The following is a 15,156-nucleotide window of genomic DNA, read 5'->3' as shown; positions in this document are numbered from 1 at the left end:
CGTGATTGCCCTGGCTCGTGCGCTCAAGCGCTGGAGTCTCCTGCCGCGACGGTGCTATCCGCCTGCTTGGGTGCAGCGCCCTTGGCGGCAGCTTTGCCTGCCTTCGGCTTCTTGACGGCTTCCATCTTCCTGAAGACCACGGCGTTGCTTGCTTTGTCGTAGCCGAGCTCGACGCTGTCGCCGGATTTCAGCTTGTCGCCGAGAATCTCCTTGGCCAGCCCGGTCTCGACCGACTGGCGGATCTGGCGCCGCAGCTCCCGCGCACCGAACTCAGGCTGGTAGCCCACCTCGACCAGATGATCGACCAGGTCATCGTCGAGCTTGACCGTGATGTCCTGCGCGGCGGCGGTGCGCACCACGCGCTCCAGCTGGATCTGCACGATCGCGCGGATGTTCTCGCGCGACAGCGCATGGAACACGATGATGTCGTCGATGCGGTTCAGGAACTCGGGCCGGAAGTGTCCCTTCAGCACCTTCATCAGCGCCTCGCGCAAGTCCTTCTCAGGCATGCGCTTGTCCTCGGGCTGCTCCAGGTTATCCATGATGATCGGCGCGCCCAGGTTGCTGGTGGCGATGATGACGGTGTTGCTGAAGTCCACCACGCGGCCCTTGCCGTCGGTCAAGCGGCCATCATCGAAGACCTGCAGCAGCACGTTGTTCACGTCCGGGTGGGCCTTCTCGATCTCATCCAGCAGGATCACGCTATAGGGCTTGCGCCGCACGCGCTCGGTCAGCTGCCCGCCTTCGTCGTAGCCGACATAGCCCGGGGGCGCGCCGATCAGCCGGGCCACCGCATGGCGCTCCATGTACTCGGACATGTCGATGCGGATGATGGCCTGCTCGTCGCCGAACACGGTTTCCGCCAGGGCCTTGGCCAGCTCGGTCTTGCCGACGCCGGTCGGCCCGAGGAAGAGGAAAGTCGCGATCGGGCGGTTGGCCTGGCCCAGGCCCGCACGCGACAAGCGCACCGCGTCGCTGACCGCGACCACCGCGTCCTCCTGCCCCACCACCCGCTCGCGCAGCCGCGCTTCCATCTTCAGCAGCTTCTGGCGCTCTTCCTGGGTCAGGTCGGTCACGGGGATGCCGGTCAGGCGCGACACCACTTCGGCAATGGCCGCGACCGTCACCTCCAGGGTCTCCGACCCGGTCTTGCGCTGCCAGGCCTCGGTCAGCTCATCAAGCCGCTTCTGCTTGTCGTTGATGCGGTCCTCGAAGCCCTTGGCCTCGTCAAAGCGCTTGCGCGACGACGCATAGTCCTGCTCGCGCTTGAGCTGGGCGATCTCGGCCTCCAGTTCCTGGATATCCGCGGGGCGCGAGGTGGCGCCGATGCGCACGCGCGCCGCGGCCTGGTCGATCAGGTCGATGGCCTTGTCCGGCAGGAAGCGCGAGGTGATGTAGCGGTCCGACAGTTCCGCCGCGGCGACAAAGGCGTCGTCGGCGAAGGTGACCTGGTGGTGCGCCTCAAGCTTGTCGCGCAGGCCGCGCAGGATGACGATGGTCTGCTCGACAGTCGGCTCCGGCACCAGCACCGGCTGGAAGCGCCGCTCCAGCGCCGCGTCTTTCTCGATGTATTTCTGGTATTCGTTCAGCGTGGTGGCGCCGATCAGGCTTAGTTCCCCGCGCGCCAGCGCGGGCTTGAGCACGTTGGCGATATCGAGCCCGCCCTCGCCGCCGCCCTGCCCCGCGCCGACGATGGTGTGCAGTTCGTCGATAAACAGGATCAGTTCGTCGTTCTTGGCCGTGACCTCATCGATCAGCTGCTTGGCACGCTCCTCGAACTCGCCGCGGTACTTGGCCCCGGCGACCATCGAATTGATGTTCACCTCAACCAGACGCTTACCGCGCAGCACCTCCGGCACATCGCCATTGACGATGCGCTGCGCCAGGCCTTCCACGATGGCGGTCTTGCCCACGCCTGGCTCGCCGATCAGCACCGGGTTGTTCTTCTTGCGCCGCGCCAGCACTTCGATCGTGCTCTCGATCTCCTGCGCACGGCCCAGCACCGGATCGAGCTTGCCCTGCCGCGCAATCGCGGTCAGGTCGCGCCCGAACTTGTCCAGCGTGGGCGTGCCGGTCGGCGTGTCGACGCGGCCGTCTTCAGCGCCTTTGCCGACCACCTTCACCACCTTCTGGCGCAGCGCCTCGGGGGTCACGCCGTACTTTTTCAGCAGCGTCCCGGCAATACTGTCCGGCACCGAGGCCAGGCCGATCAGCAGGTGCTCGGGTCCAACGTAGGAATGCCCCAGGTCGCGCGAGGCCTGGAAGGCAAACTGGAAGGCCTTTTTCAGCCGCGGCGAGATCGTCATCCGGTCGATGGCCGTGTCGGGTTCGGCGGTTCCGGTCTGCGCATGCTCGTCGATATAGCCCTTGATGTCCTGCGGCGAGAGTTTGAGCTCCTTGAGCAGCGCCGTGCAGACATCGGTATCGGCGAGCACGTAGAGCAGGTGCTCGGTATCGAGTTCATTGCGCCGCAGCTCGTGGGCCTTCTCCGCGGCGCGCTGCAGCAGCTCCATGGTCTGCTCGCTGAAGGCATCGGTGGGGTCGACGGATTCGCGCGGAACTTCGGTGGAGTACCCGGGATGCTCGTCGTCATCCATCCCGCCTCCCATTCCGCGGAAGAAGCGGGACAGGCCGCCGCCACCCAGCAGGGAGTCGAACGGGTTGAGCATGTCCTGGTGGCGCAGCAGCTGCCGGTAGTCGTAGTCGCAGATCGACATCGTCTTGCGCTCGCCGTCCTGAACCACGGTCACCCGTGCCACGGCGGGACGTGCGTTGCAGATTTCGCATAGGGTCGGCATGATGGACTTTCCTCCACAGGTAGGTCACATTGCTTCAACAGGGGGACGTTGCGCGCGCTCAGGGCCGCGCGCAGCGGCGCTAAAAAGCGGGCATGAGCCGTGCTTACGTGATGGTGGGCTGGCCCGCCATTACGTCACCGCCGAACGCACCACGCGCACGGGCACTGACTTGTAGGACGGGGTGCCGCTGTCCTCGTCGATGTAGTCGAGCGGCACCAGCCTATTTGCCTCCGGATAGTAGGCGGCGACGGAGCCGGGCGCAATTTCATATTCAATCGCAGTGATCTTCTCGAAACGCAGCTGCCGGCCCGCAGCGATGGTCTCGATGTCGACCAGGTCGCCATGCTCCAGGCCGCGCGCGGCCAGGTCGGCTGGGTTCATGAACAGCACGTCGCGCCGCCCGAACACGCCCCGGTAGCGGTCGTCCATGGCATAGATGGTGGTGTTGTACTGGTCATGGCTACGGATCGTCACCAGCCGCAGGACATCGTCGGCAAGGACTTCCTTGTCTTCATGCAACCCCTTGAACACGTAGAACTCGGCCTTGCCCGACGGCGTTTCCCATTTACGCTCGGTTGGCGGCAAGGGCATGCGGAATCCGCCAGGGACCCGCACGCGCGTGTTGAAGTCCTCAAAGCCGGGCACCGTCTTCTCGATCAGGTCGCGGATCCTGTCGTAGTCGGCAACCAGTTCCAGCCATGGCACCTTGCTGTCAGGCAGGGTCGCGGTGGCCATGCCCGCCACGATGGCCGGCTCGGAGCGCAGGAACTCGGACGCCGGCGCGAGCTTGCCGGCCGACGCATGCACCATCGACATCGAATCCTCCACCGTCACCGATTGCGGCCCGGTCTCCTGCACATCCAGTTCGGTGCGGCCCAGGCAAGGCAGCACATAGGTCTCCTTGGCCACCAGCAAGTGGGTGCGATTGAGCTTGGTCCCGACATGCACGCTCAGGTCGAGCTTGCCCATGGCGGGGAAGCACTGCTCGGGGTCAGGCAAGGCGACCGCGAAGTTCCCGCCCAGGCAGAACAGCGCCCTGGACTTGCCGTCGATCATCGCCTGCATCGCGTTGACGGCATCGTGCCCGTGTCCGGCGGGCGGGCTGAAGCCGAAGGTGTCCTCGATCCGCTGCAGGAAGCCGGCCGACGGCTTCTCGGTAATGCCGACAGTCCGGTTCCCCTGCACATTGGAGTGGCCGCGCAAGGGGCAGATGCCGGCGCCGGGCTTGCCGAAGTTGCCTCGCAGCATCAGCAGGTCGCACAGCAGGCGCACATTGGCCGTGCCTTCGTTGTGCTGGGTCACGCCCATGCCGTAGGTGACGATGGTGGCATTCGATTTGGCATAGGCCGCCGCCACCAGCTCCAGGTCCGCGCGGGTCAGGCCACAGGTCTTTTCGATATCCGCCCATTCGGTCGACCGCAGATCGTCGGCCAGCGCCTCAAAGCCCTCGGTGTGGACCGCGATGAAGTCGTGGTCCAGCACATTGCCCTGGCTGGCCTCCAGGTCCAGCAGCGCCTTCATCACCCCTTTTATGGCGGCGGCGTCGCCACCGGCGCGGACCAGGAAGTAGGACGACGCAATCCGGGTGGAGCCATAGGTGGCCATCTCCACCATGTTCTGCGGGTCAGCGAAGCGCTCAAGCGCCCGCTCGCGCAGCGGGTTGAACACCAGGATCGGCACCTTGCGGCGCGAGGCCTCATGCAAGGTCCCCATCATCCGCGGGTGGTTGGTGCCCGGGTTGTGGCCGATCGAAATAATCAGCTCGCACGTGTCAAAGTCATCCAGCGACACCGTGCCCTTGCCGATGCCGATCGAGCGCGGCAAGCCCACGCTGGTGGGCTCGTGGCACATGTTCGAGCAATCGGGGAAATTGTTCGTGCCATATTCCCGCGCGAACAGCTGGTACAGGTAGGCGGCCTCGTTGGAGGCCCTGCCCGAGGTATAGAACTCGACCTGGTCCGGCGTCAGCCCGCGCAGGATCTCGCCGATGCGGGCGAAGGCTGCCTCCCACTCCACCGCGCGGAAGGTGTCGGTGGCGCGGTCGTAGACCAGGGGATGCGTCAGCCGGCCAAAGTCCTCGAGCTCGTAGTCCGTGCGGTTCAACAGCGACGACACGGTATTGGCTGCAAAGAACTCGGGGGGCACCCGTTTGGTGGTTGCCTCCCACGTCACGGCCTTGGCGCCGTTCTCGCAGAACTGGAAGGTCGACCGGTGCTCCTTGTCGGGCCATGCGCAGCCGGGGCAATCGAAGCCGTCAGGCTGGTTGGTCCGCATCAGCGTGATCGGCGCCTTGACGGTATCCATCTGCGTCCGGATCGCCGTGGCGGTTGCCTTCAGCGCACCCCAGCCGCCGGCGGGACCGTCGTACTTCCGGATACCAGGCACTTCGCGTCGATTGGCCATGTTTGCTCCTTGTGCCGCGCCAGGTTGCTGGTGACGGCGTTGGGGTTAGTCACGCGTGCTGTTCCTGCCGCCGGTTTGCTCCCCTCTCCCGCTTGCGGGAGAGGGGCCGGGGGTGAGGGCAGGCCCAGGCATACCGACGGCTTTTACTTCGTTGATGCTCCGGCCCTCACCCCCACCCCTCTCCCGCGCGCGGGAGAGGGGTGCGTATGCGTGGGTTCGTGGTACTGCAGACGGCCCACTTTGCTGATCTCCGCCATTCGCCCACCGGGCGGCTCCTTCAGGAATAAAGCTTCGCCACCCGCTCCAGCGGCACCGGCTTGATCCGCGAAGCCTGCCCGGCGCAGCCGAAGGCCTCGAAGCGCAGCTTGACCACGCTCCTCGCGCCCTTCTTGGCCGCCAGCAGCGCCTTGCGCGGATCGAACTCGCTGCGGTCGTCGGACAAGGACTTGCGGATCGCCCCGGTCATCGCCAGGCGGATATCCGTGTCGATATTCACCTTGCGCACCCCCATCTTGATGCCGCGCAGGATCTCCTCGACCGGCACGCCGTAGGTCTCCTTGATGTCGCCGCCGTACTGGCGGATGATCTCCAGCCATTCCTGCGGCACCGAGCTGGAGCCGTGCATCACCAGGTGGGTGTCAGGGATCTGCTCATGGATCTCGCGGATGCGGTCCATAGCCAGGATGTCACCGGTGGGCTTGCGCGAGAACTTGTAGGCGCCGTGGCTGGTGCCGATGGCAATCGCCAGCGCATCCACGCCGGTGCGGGCGACAAAGTCGCGCGCCTGGGCCGGGTCGGTCAGCATCATGTCGTGCGACAGCGTGCCCGCCGCGCCCACGCCGTCCTCTTCGCCGGCCTGGCCGGTTTCGAGCGAGCCCAGGCAGCCCAGTTCGCCCTCCACCGACACGCCGATCGCATGCGCCATTTCGCACACGCGCCGCGTGACGTCGACGTTGTAGTCGTAGTCGGACGGGGTCTTCATGTCTTCGCGCAGCGAGCCGTCCATCATCACGCTGGTGAAGCCGGAGCGGATCGAGGCCTGGCAGATCGCCGGGCTGGAGCCGTGGTCCTGGTGCAGCACGATGGGGATGTCCGGATGGGTCTCGGCCGCGGCCAGCACCATATGGCGCAGGTAAGCCTCGCCGGCGTACTTGCGGGCGCCGGCGGAGGCCTGCAGGATGACCGGGCTGTCGGTTTCCTCGGCCGCCTCCATGATGGCGTGGATCTGTTCCAGGTTGTTGACGTTGAAAGCCGGCACGCCGTAGCCGAACTCTCCCGCGTGGTCCAGCAGCTGGCGCAAGGAAATGAGTGCCATGATGAAGCTCCTTTACTGATTGCAGAATCGGTGAGGTCGGGTTCAGGCGGCGCGCTGTGCCAGCACGGCCAGCGCGGGCAGCGTCTTGCCCTCCAGGAATTCCAGGAACGCACCCCCGCCCGTGGAGATGTAGCCCACGCGGTCGGCAATGCCGTACTTGGCAATGGCCGCCAGCGTGTCGCCGCCGCCGGCGATCGAGAACGCCTTCGATTCGGCGATGGCCTGGGCCAGCACCCTGGTGCCATTGCCGAACTGGTCGAACTCGAACACACCCACCGGGCCGTTCCAGACGATGGTGCCGGCGGCCTTGAGTTGCTCGGCCAGCATGGCGGCGGTCTCGGGGCCGATGTCCAGGACCATGTCGTCGTCGGCCACGTCCTTCACGTCCTTCACGGTAGCCTCGGCGGTGGCGCTGAATTCCTTGGCGCATACGACGTCGACCGGGATCGGCACTGAGGCGCCGCGGGCAGCCATGATGTCGATGATGGCCCTGGCATCGGCCAGCAGGTCAGGCTCGGCCAGCGACTTGCCGATCTTCAGGCCGGCGGCCAGCATGAAGGTATTGGCGATGCCGCCGCCGACGATCAGGTTGTCGACCTTGTCGGCCAGCGACTTCAGGATGGTCAGCTTGGTCGAAACCTTGGAGCCCGCCACGATTGCCACCAGCGGACGCGCCGGCTGGCCCAGCGCCTTGCCCAGCGCGTCGATCTCGGCGGCCAGCAGCGGGCCGGCGCAGGCGATGGGGGCGTACCTGGCGATGCCATGCGTGGTCGCCTCGGCACGGTGGGCGGTGCCGAAGGCGTCGTTGACGTAGACATCGCACAGCGCGGCCATCTTCTGCGCCAGTTCGTCGCTGTTCTTCTTCTCGCCCGTGTTCATGCGGCAGTTTTCCAGCAGCACCACCTGCCCGGGCGGCACCTGGAAGCCGCCCTCGGTCCAGCCGGACAAGAGCGGCACCTGGCGGCCCAGCAGTTCCGACAGGCGGCGGCCCACCGGTGCCAGGCTGTGGCGCGGGTCGGGCGCGCCCTCCTGCGGCCGGCCCAGGTGCGAGGTGACCATCACCGCGGCGCCCGCCTGCAGGCAGGCCGCGATGGCAGGCACGGAAGCACGGATGCGGGTGTCGTCGGTGATAGCGCCCGCTGCATCCTGCGGGACGTTGAGGTCGGCGCGGATAAAGACCCGCTTGCCAGCCAGTCCGCCTGCTGCAAGCAGTGCGGCCAGCGTGTGCGGCGCCGCCGCGGGTTTCGGTTGCGGGTTCGTAGCATGGGATAGGCTCATCATGGCAACCTGCTAGCGTGCGTGGGCCAGCGCCACCGCGGTATCCAGCATGCGGTTGGAGAAGCCCCATTCGTTGTCATACCAGGCCGACACCTTGACCAGCGTGCCGTTAACCTTGGTCAGGGTGGCGTCAAAGGTGGACGACGCCGGGTTGTGGTTGAAGTCCACCGAGACCAGCGGCGCGGTGTTGTAGTCCAGGATGCCCTTGAGCTCGCCTTCAGCGGCTGCCTTCAGGATGCCGTTCACCTCCTCCACCGTGGTGGGCCGCGCCGCCACGAAGGACAGGTCGACCAGCGACACATTGATGGTCGGCACGCGCACGGCAAAGCCGTCCAGCCGGCCGTCCAGCTCAGGCATCACCAGCCCGACCGCGGCGGCGGCGCCGGTCTTGGTCGGGATCATCGACATGGTGGCCGAGCGCGCCCGGCGCAGGTCTTCGTGGTAGACGTCGGTCAGCACCTGGTCGTTGGTATAGGAGTGCACCGTGGTCATCAGGCCGTTCACCACGCCCAGCTTCTCGTGCAGCGGCTTGACCAGCGGCGCCAGGCAGTTGGTGGTGCACGAGGCGTTGGAGATCACCGTGTCGCTGGCCTTCAGCACGCCGTGGTTGACGCCGTAGACGATGGTGGCGTCCACGTCCTTGCCGCCGGGGGCGGAGATGATCACCTTCTTCGCGCCGCCCTTCAGGTGGGCCGAGGCCTTTTCCTTGCTGGTGAAGAGCCCGGTGCATTCCATCACCACGTCCACGCCCAGCTCGCCCCACGGCAGCTCGGCCGGGTTGCGCTGGGCCAGCACGCGGATGCGGTCGCCGTTGACGCGGAAGGCATCGCCGTCGACCGAGACCTCGCCCGGGAAGCGGCCGTGGACGGTGTCGTACTGGGTCAGGTGCGCATTGGTGGCCGCGTTGCCGAGGTCGTTGATGGCGACGATCTCGATATCGTGCCGCTTGCCGCCTTCATAGTGGGCGCGCAGCACATTGCGGCCGATGCGTCCGTAGCCGTTGATGGCAACCTTGATAGTCATGCTGTCTCCTTTACTTGTCTTGGTATCCTTGCCGGTCGCGCTGGCGCGCCGGCGCAACATTAGGCTGCTGGCGCCAGCCGCGCCGGCGTCAGCAGCGCCGGCAATGCCTCCAGCGAATCGAGCAGCGCGTCGGCGCCCAGCGCCGCGGGCCCGCCGGGGCCGGCGTAGCCGTAGCGCACCAGGCAGACCGGGATGCCGGCCGCGCGCGCCGCCGCCACGTCCACCGCCGAATCCCCCACCAGCACGCCCTGCGCCGGATCGACGTCGAGCAGGTTGCAGGCGTGCCGCAGCGGTTCGGGGTCCGGTTTCATCTGCGCGATCGAGTCGCCCGCCACCAGCACTTCCAGGTATTGCGACAACCCGGTCAGCGCCAGCAGCGGCACCGCCAGCGCGCGCGGCTTGTTGGTGACGCAGGCAAGCCGGTAGCCCTGCCGCCTGAGCGCCTCCAGGCCTGCCTCCACGCCCGGGAACACCGATCCGAGGCGGCCGTTGGTCTCGGCATAGTGGCGGTGGAACATCGTCACTGCATCGGCAGCCTCAACCTGCGCCGCGAGCCCGGCGGTCTCGAGCACGCGCCGCACCAGGTTGGGCACCCCGCGGCCGATAAAGCCGGCCACGGTGTCGAACGGCAATGCCGGGCTGCCGAGGTCGGCCAGCATGCGGTTGGCGGCCTCGACAATGTCGGGCGCGCTGTCGACCAGCGTGCCGTCCAGGTCGATCAGCACCGCGGTGCAGGGCATGGATGTGGTAGCCATCACGCCTCCTCCAGCAGCACGCGCGCGGCCGCGGCGACATGCGTCGGGGTCAGGCCGAAGTGCTGGTACAGCGCCTCGGCCGGCGCAGATTCGCCGAAGCTGTCGATGCCCAGCGCCAGGCCCTGCTCGCCCACCACGCCGCGCCAGAACCAGGTGCCGCCCGCCTCCACGCTGACGCGCGGCAATCCCGGCGGCAGCACGGTGTCCCGGTACGCCACGTCCTGCGCGTAGAACAGCTCCACGCAGGGCATGGACACCACGCGTGCGGCGATGCCGGCATCGGCCAGGTCCAGTGCCGCGCGCATGGCGATTTCCACCTCGGAGCCGGTGGCGATCAGCACCACGCGCGGCGCCGGCGCATCGCGCAGCACATAGCCGCCTCGCGCAATCTCCGCGCGCTGGGCCGCATTGCGCTCGAACGGCATCAGCGCCTGCCGCGACAGCACCAGGCAGCTCGGGCCATCCTCGCGCCGCAGCGCGGCCAGCCACGCATACGCGGTCTCGGCGCCGTCGCAGGGACGCCAGACCTGGTTGTTGGGGATCAGCCGCAGGCTGGCGGCGTGTTCCACCGGCTGGTGGGTGGGACCGTCCTCGCCCAGCCCGATCGAGTCATGGGTCAGCACGTGGACCACGCGCAGGCGCATCAGCGCCGCCATGCGGATGGCATTGCGCGAATAGTCCGAGAAGGTCATGAAGGTGCCGCCGTAGGGGATCAGCCCCCCATGCAGCGCAATGCCGTTCATGGCGGCGGCCATGCCGAACTCACGCACGCCATAGCTCACGTAGTTGCCATGCCCGGCATGGTTGACCCAGACCGATGCCTTGACATTGGTCAGGTTGGAGCCGGTCAGGTCGGCCGAGCCGCCCAGCAGCTCGGGCAAGGCGGGCGTGAGCGCCTCCAGGCACAGCTGCGATGCCTTGCGCGTGGCGATCTTGCCTTGCAGCGGCGACGGCGCGTCCAGCAACGCCAGCAGCTCGACATCGAAGCCTTGCGGCAGGCGGCCCTTGACGCGGCGCACGAACTCCTCGGCCAGTTCGGGGTGCGCGGCGCAATAGCTGACGAAGCGCGCCTCCCATTCGGCCTCGCGCGCGGCGCCTTGCGCGCGTGCGTCCCAGGCGTCGGCGACATCCGCCGGCACCGTGAAGGGCTCGGCTTCCCAGCCCAGCGCGGTGCGCATGGCGGCGATCTCCGGCGCGCCCAGCGGGGCGCCATGCACATCGTGGCCGCCGGCCTTGGCGGGCGCGCCCTTGCCGATCACGGTGCGGCAGCAGATCAGCGTGGGCCGGTCGCGCTCGGCCTTGGCCTCGTGCAGCGCAGCGTCGATGGCCTGCACATCGTGCCCGTCGACGGCAATCACATGCCAGCCGTAGGCGGCAAAGCGCTTCGGGGTGTCGTCGGCAAACCAGCCGGCCACCTCGCCGTCGATGGAGATGCCGTTGTCGTCGTACAGGCAGATCAGCTTGCCCAGCCGGAGCGTTCCCGCCAGCGAGCAGGCCTCGTGGCTGAGGCCTTCCATCAGGCAGCCATCGCCAAGGAAGACGTAGGTGTGATGGTCGACGATGTCGAAGCCGGGCCGGTTGAAGGTGGCGGCCAGCAGCTTCTCCGCCAGCGCCATGCCGACGGCATTGGCCAGGCCCTGCCCCAGCGGCCCGGTGGTGGTTTCCACGCCCGGCGTCACGCCAAGCTCCGGATGGCCGGGCGTGGCCGCGTGCAGTTGGCGGAACTGGCGCAGCTGCGACATCGGCAGGTCATAGCCGGTCAGGTGCAGCAGTGCGTACTGCAGCATGGATGCATGGCCGTTGGACAGCACGAAGCGGTCACGGTCGGGCCAGGCCGGGTTGGCCGGGTTGTGGCGCAGGTGGCGCCGCCACAGCACTTCGGCCATCTCGGCCATGCCCATGGGAGCGCCGGGGTGGCCGGACTTGGCCTGCTCCACCGCGTCGGCGGCCAGGAAGCGCAGCGCATTGGCACAGCGCGCTGCGGAATCGATGCGTTCTGGGGCGTTCATTCAGAAGATCCTCGCGAGTCGGCGTTTCACGGTCGGGTCCTTACAGCGCGGCGCGCTTGCGGCGCTCCATCATGCGCAGCACGAAGGGCGTGAAGATCAGCTGCATGGCCAGTTCCATCTTGCCGCCGGGCACCACGATGGTGTTGGCGCGCGACATGAAGGAGTCGTGGATCATGCTAAGCAGGTACTGGAAGTCGATCCCCTTCGGATTGGCAAAGCGGATCACCACCATGCTTTCATCGGGCGCGGGGATTTCGCGCGAGATAAAGGGGTTGGACGTATCCACGCACGGCACGCGCTGGAAGTTCACATGCGTGCGCGAGAACTGCGGGCAGATGTAGTTCACGTAGTCCGGCATGCGGCGCAGGATGGTGTCGGTCACGGCCTCGGTCGAATAGCCGCGCTGCTTCTTGTCGCGCCAGAGCTTCTGGATCCATTCCAGGTTGATGACCGGCACCACGCCGATCAGCAGGTTGGGATACTGCGCGACATTGACCGAGTCGGTGACCACGCCGCCGTGCAGGCCTTCGTAGAACAGCAGGTCGGTATCGGCCGGTAACGGCTCCCACTGGGTGAAGGTGCCGGGTTCCTGCCCGAACGGCGCGGCCTCCTCCGGGCTATGCAGGTAGTGCCGGTGCATGCCCGTGCCGGTTTCGGCATAGGAGCGGAACAGGTTCTCCAGCTCGCCGAACAGGTTGTTCTCCTCGCCGAAGTGGCTGAAGTTCATATTGCCGGTGCGCTCGGCCTCGGCCATCTTGACCTTCATCTCGGCGCGGTCGTAGCGGTGGAAGCTGTCGCCTTCGATCACCACTGACTTCACGCCCTCGCGGCGGAAGATGTTCTCGAAGGTACGGGTCACCGACGTGGTACCGGCGCCCGAGGAGCCGGTGATGGCGATAATGGGATAACGTTCTGACATGGCCAGGCACCTCAGGCAGACGCGCGGAACAGGCTGCGCTCGTTGAACAGGGGACTCGGAAGGTCGGGATCGGTCTGGTCGGTGTGGTAGCCCTCGATCCGTTCCACTTCATTGCGCGAGCCGAAGATCACGCCGATGCGCTGGTGCAGCGCGCCCGGCGCCACCGACATCAGCGTCTGGCGGCCCGTGCTGGCGCGCCCGCCGGCCTGCTCCATCAGGAAGGCGATCGGGTTGGCCTCATACAGCAGGCGCAGGCGGCCCGGCTTGGCGGGATCCTTGGAGTCGCGCGGGTACATGAAGACGCCGCCACGCATCAGAATGCGGTGCGCCTCGGCCACCATCGACGCGATCCAGCGCATATTGAAATCCTTGCCGCGCGGCCCGCTCTTGCCGGCCATGCACTCGGCGATATAGCGCTGCACCGGCGCTTCCCAGAAGCGGCTGTTCGACGCGTTGATGGCGAATTCCTGGGTATCGGCCGGCACCCGCAGGTTGGGGTGCGTCAGGAAAAATTCGCCCAGGTTGGGATCGAGCGTGAAGCCGTTGACGCCATTGCCGACGGTCAGCACCAGCATGGTGGTAGGACCGTAGAGCGCATAGCCGGCCGCCACCTGGGCGCTGCCGGCCTGCAGGAAATCCTGCTCGGTCACGGCACTTGCACCCTCCGGGGCGCGCAGCACCGAGAAGATGCTGCCCACCGAGACATTGACGTCGATGTTGGATGAGCCGTCGAGCGGATCGAACACCAGCAGGTACTTGCCACGCGGGTAATGTTCCGGGATCTGGTAAGGCGCCTCCATCTCCTCCGACGCCATGCCGGCCAGGTACCCGCCCCACTCGTTGACGCGCAGGAAGGTGGTATTGCTCAGCACGTCCAGCTTCTGCTGGATTTCGCCCTGCACGTTGACGGCCCCTGCTTCTCCAGCTTGATTGCTGGCCTTGCCGTGCAAGCCCCCCAGCGCGCCGAAGGCAACCGCGCGCGCAATTTCCTTGCAGGCCATGGCGACGTTGAGAATCAGGCCGTTGAAGCCGCCGCTGGCATCCGGATAGCGGCGGCGTTCCTCGATCAGGAACTGCGTCAGGGTCATCCTTTGGACTTCAGGCATGACAGGTCTCCTATAGATTGGCTATGTGTTCTTGTGTAGTGCCGGTGCGGGTGGCCGCTATGTGATCGTGGCGGCCTCGCGCAAGCGGCGCAGGATGCTCGAGTAGCCGCCGTCGGCATCGGGCGCGCCGAACACGGCGCTGCCGGCCACGAAGGTGTCGGCGCCCGCGCGTGCGATCCCGGCAATGTTGTCGGCCTTGACGCCGCCGTCGATCTCCAGCCAGACCGGCCGCCCGCCGGCGTCCACCTGCCGGTCAATGCGCGCGCGTGCCTGGCGCACCTTGTCTAGCACGCCCGGAATGAAGGCCTGGCCGCCGAAGCCCGGGTTCACGCTCATCAGCAGCACCAGGTCGAGCTTGTCCAGCGTATGGTCCAGCCAGCCCAGCGGCGTGGCCGGGTTGAGCACCAGGCCGGCCTTGCAGCCGTGGTCGCGGATCAGGCCGATGGTGCGGTCGACATGGCGGCTCGCCTCCGGGTGGAAGCTGATGATGTTGGCGCCGGCCTTGGCAAACAGCGGGATCAGCGCGTCGACCGGTTCCACCATCAGGTGCACGTCGATGGGGATGGAAACCAGCGGCCGGATCGCCTCGCACACCAGCGGGCCGATGGTCAGGTTGGGCACATAGTGGTTGTCCATCACATCGAAGTGCACCAGGTCTGCACCCCCGGCCTCGATCGCACACACCTCTTCGCCCAGGCGCGCGAAATCGGCCGACAGGATGGAGGGCGCCAGGCGGATGGCACGCAGGCTGCCATGGCCGGTGTTGGTTTCAGTGGCATGCATGTCAGGTCGCCTCGATCAGGGTGCCGTGGTGCCAGGCGCGCAACGCGGCAAGGTCGGCCCAGCGGTGCGCCGCGCCGGGCACGTGCTGGGGCATGGGTTCGCCGGGGTCGCCAAGATGCGGCAGCACCAGCAGCGCGCCCTCGAAGGAGTCCTGCCCGCTGAACGCGGTGGGCGTGACCACAGTGGGGATACCGGCGGCCCGGGCAGCGCGCAGGCCGTTCTCCGAGTCCTCGATCGCCAGGCAGTCACCGCCTTGCAGGCCGAGCCGCTCCAGCACGGCCAGATAGACATCGGGCGCCGGCTTCTTGATGGCCGTGGTGCCGGCGTCGCCGATGGCGGCAAAGCGACGGCGCCAGTCCGCGCCAAGCGGCGCCTGCAGCAGCGCGTCGAGGTTGGCCGGCGTGGTGGTGGTGGCAATCGCGAGCGGGAGCCCTGCCTCGCCGGCCTCGGCGATCAGGCGGGCGATGCCCGGGCGCAGCGGCAGGCCGCCCGCGCCCACGCGCTCGGCATAGTGGCGGGTCTTGATGGCGTGCACGGCGTCGATGGTTTCCTTCACCTTGCAGCCACGGGCCTCTTCCGGGTCGACCATGCGCCAGTAATGCATCAGGCGTTCCTTGCCGCCGGCCACCTTGAGCAGGCGCGTGTAGAGCGGCGCGTCCCAGTGCCAGTCCAGGCCGACCTCGGCGAAGGCGGCATTGAAGGCTTGCAGGTGCGCGCTCTCGGTATCGGCCAGCGTGCCGTCGACATCGAAAATCAGGGCTTGCATG

The 15,156-nt window shown here is 67.1% G+C and carries 11 protein-coding genes; all 11 read right to left on the bottom strand.

Annotation, left to right across the window (positions count from 1 at the left end; genetic code table 11):
- Nucleotides 1–23: 23 nt before the first annotated feature.
- The 11 genes from AC3WL8_RS18115 to AC3WL8_RS18065 all read right to left on the bottom strand — a co-directional run bounded on the left by AC3WL8_RS18115 (nucleotide 24) and on the right by AC3WL8_RS18065 (nucleotide 15,155).
- Nucleotides 24–2,798 carry an ATP-dependent Clp protease ATP-binding subunit gene (locus AC3WL8_RS18115; protein WP_492378507.1) on the bottom strand — a complete coding sequence of 925 codons (2,775 nt, stop codon included), beginning with the start codon at nucleotides 2,796–2,798 and terminating at the stop codon, nucleotides 24–26.
- Nucleotides 2,799–2,927: 129 nt separating this feature from the next.
- Nucleotides 2,928–5,201, bottom strand: coding sequence for an FdhF/YdeP family oxidoreductase (locus AC3WL8_RS18110; RefSeq protein WP_492378506.1), 2,274 nt, complete (start codon nucleotides 5,199–5,201; stop codon nucleotides 2,928–2,930).
- Nucleotides 5,202–5,478: 277 nt separating this feature from the next.
- A complete protein-coding gene (gene fba, locus AC3WL8_RS18105) occupies nucleotides 5,479–6,516 on the bottom strand; it encodes a class II fructose-bisphosphate aldolase (protein WP_013953000.1) in 1,038 nt (345 codons plus the stop codon).
- Between the two features lie 42 nt (nucleotides 6,517–6,558).
- Nucleotides 6,559–7,797 carry a phosphoglycerate kinase gene (locus tag AC3WL8_RS18100; RefSeq protein WP_492378505.1) on the bottom strand — a complete coding sequence of 413 codons (1,239 nt, stop codon included), beginning with the start codon at nucleotides 7,795–7,797 and terminating at the stop codon, nucleotides 6,559–6,561.
- A gap of 9 nt (nucleotides 7,798–7,806) precedes the next feature.
- Nucleotides 7,807–8,817, bottom strand: a complete 1,011-nt coding sequence (gene gap / locus AC3WL8_RS18095) for a type I glyceraldehyde-3-phosphate dehydrogenase (protein WP_013953002.1) — start codon at nucleotides 8,815–8,817, stop codon at nucleotides 7,807–7,809.
- Between the two features lie 59 nt (nucleotides 8,818–8,876).
- Nucleotides 8,877–9,572: a phosphoglycolate phosphatase gene (gene gph / locus AC3WL8_RS18090; RefSeq protein ID WP_013953003.1), complete on the bottom strand. Its 696-nt coding sequence runs from the start codon at nucleotides 9,570–9,572 to the stop codon at nucleotides 8,877–8,879.
- Entirely contained in the window at nucleotides 9,572–11,581 is a 2,010-nt protein-coding gene (tkt, locus tag AC3WL8_RS18085; RefSeq protein ID WP_492378504.1) for a transketolase, read from the bottom strand. Before tkt ends, gph begins: the two co-directional genes overlap by 1 nt.
- Nucleotides 11,582–11,621: 40 nt before the next feature.
- Complete coding sequence (locus tag AC3WL8_RS18080; protein ID WP_035826731.1) at nucleotides 11,622–12,500, bottom strand: phosphoribulokinase; 879 nt, start codon at nucleotides 12,498–12,500, stop codon at nucleotides 11,622–11,624.
- 11 nt (nucleotides 12,501–12,511) lie between these two features.
- On the bottom strand, nucleotides 12,512–13,606 hold the full coding sequence (locus AC3WL8_RS18075; protein WP_013953006.1) for a class 1 fructose-bisphosphatase: 1,095 nt from the start codon (nucleotides 13,604–13,606) through the stop codon (nucleotides 12,512–12,514).
- A gap of 57 nt (nucleotides 13,607–13,663) precedes the next feature.
- On the bottom strand, nucleotides 13,664–14,389 hold the full coding sequence (gene rpe / locus AC3WL8_RS18070) for a ribulose-phosphate 3-epimerase (protein WP_492378503.1): 726 nt from the start codon (nucleotides 14,387–14,389) through the stop codon (nucleotides 13,664–13,666).
- A gap of 1 nt (nucleotide 14,390) precedes the next feature.
- On the bottom strand, nucleotides 14,391–15,155 hold the full coding sequence (locus AC3WL8_RS18065) for an HAD family hydrolase (RefSeq protein ID WP_153954008.1): 765 nt from the start codon (nucleotides 15,153–15,155) through the stop codon (nucleotides 14,391–14,393).
- Nucleotide 15,156: the final 1 nt, after the last annotated feature.

This window comes from Cupriavidus sp. FW305-F7, assembly GCF_058782875.1.
This window is presented reverse-complemented; position numbering and strand designations above follow the sequence as displayed.

Bases quoted from the DNA above. Each gene is read 5' to 3' on its own strand.
- AC3WL8_RS18075 (WP_013953006.1), bottom strand. From the start codon at position 13,606: ATGCCTGAAGTCCAAAGGATGACCCTGACGCAGTTCCTGATCGAGGAA.
- AC3WL8_RS18080 (WP_035826731.1), bottom strand. From the start codon at position 12,500: ATGTCAGAACGTTATCCCATTATCGCCATCACCGGCTCCTCGGGCGCC.
- gph (WP_013953003.1), bottom strand. From the start codon at position 9,572: ATGGCTACCACATCCATGCCCTGCACCGCGGTGCTGATCGACCTGGAC.
- AC3WL8_RS18100 (WP_492378505.1), bottom strand. From the start codon at position 7,797: ATGATGAGCCTATCCCATGCTACGAACCCGCAACCGAAACCCGCGGCG.
- AC3WL8_RS18110 (WP_492378506.1), bottom strand. From the start codon at position 5,201: ATGGCCAATCGACGCGAAGTGCCTGGTATCCGGAAGTACGACGGTCCC.
- fba (WP_013953000.1), bottom strand. From the start codon at position 6,516: ATGGCACTCATTTCCTTGCGCCAGCTGCTGGACCACGCGGGAGAGTTC.
- rpe (WP_492378503.1), bottom strand. From the start codon at position 14,389: ATGCATGCCACTGAAACCAACACCGGCCATGGCAGCCTGCGTGCCATC.
- gap (WP_013953002.1), bottom strand. From the start codon at position 8,817: ATGACTATCAAGGTTGCCATCAACGGCTACGGACGCATCGGCCGCAAT.
- tkt (WP_492378504.1), bottom strand. From the start codon at position 11,581: ATGAACGCCCCAGAACGCATCGATTCCGCAGCGCGCTGTGCCAATGCG.
- AC3WL8_RS18115 (WP_492378507.1), bottom strand. From the start codon at position 2,798: ATGCCGACCCTATGCGAAATCTGCAACGCACGTCCCGCCGTGGCACGG.
- AC3WL8_RS18065 (WP_153954008.1), bottom strand. From the start codon at position 15,155: ATGCAAGCCCTGATTTTCGATGTCGACGGCACGCTGGCCGATACCGAG.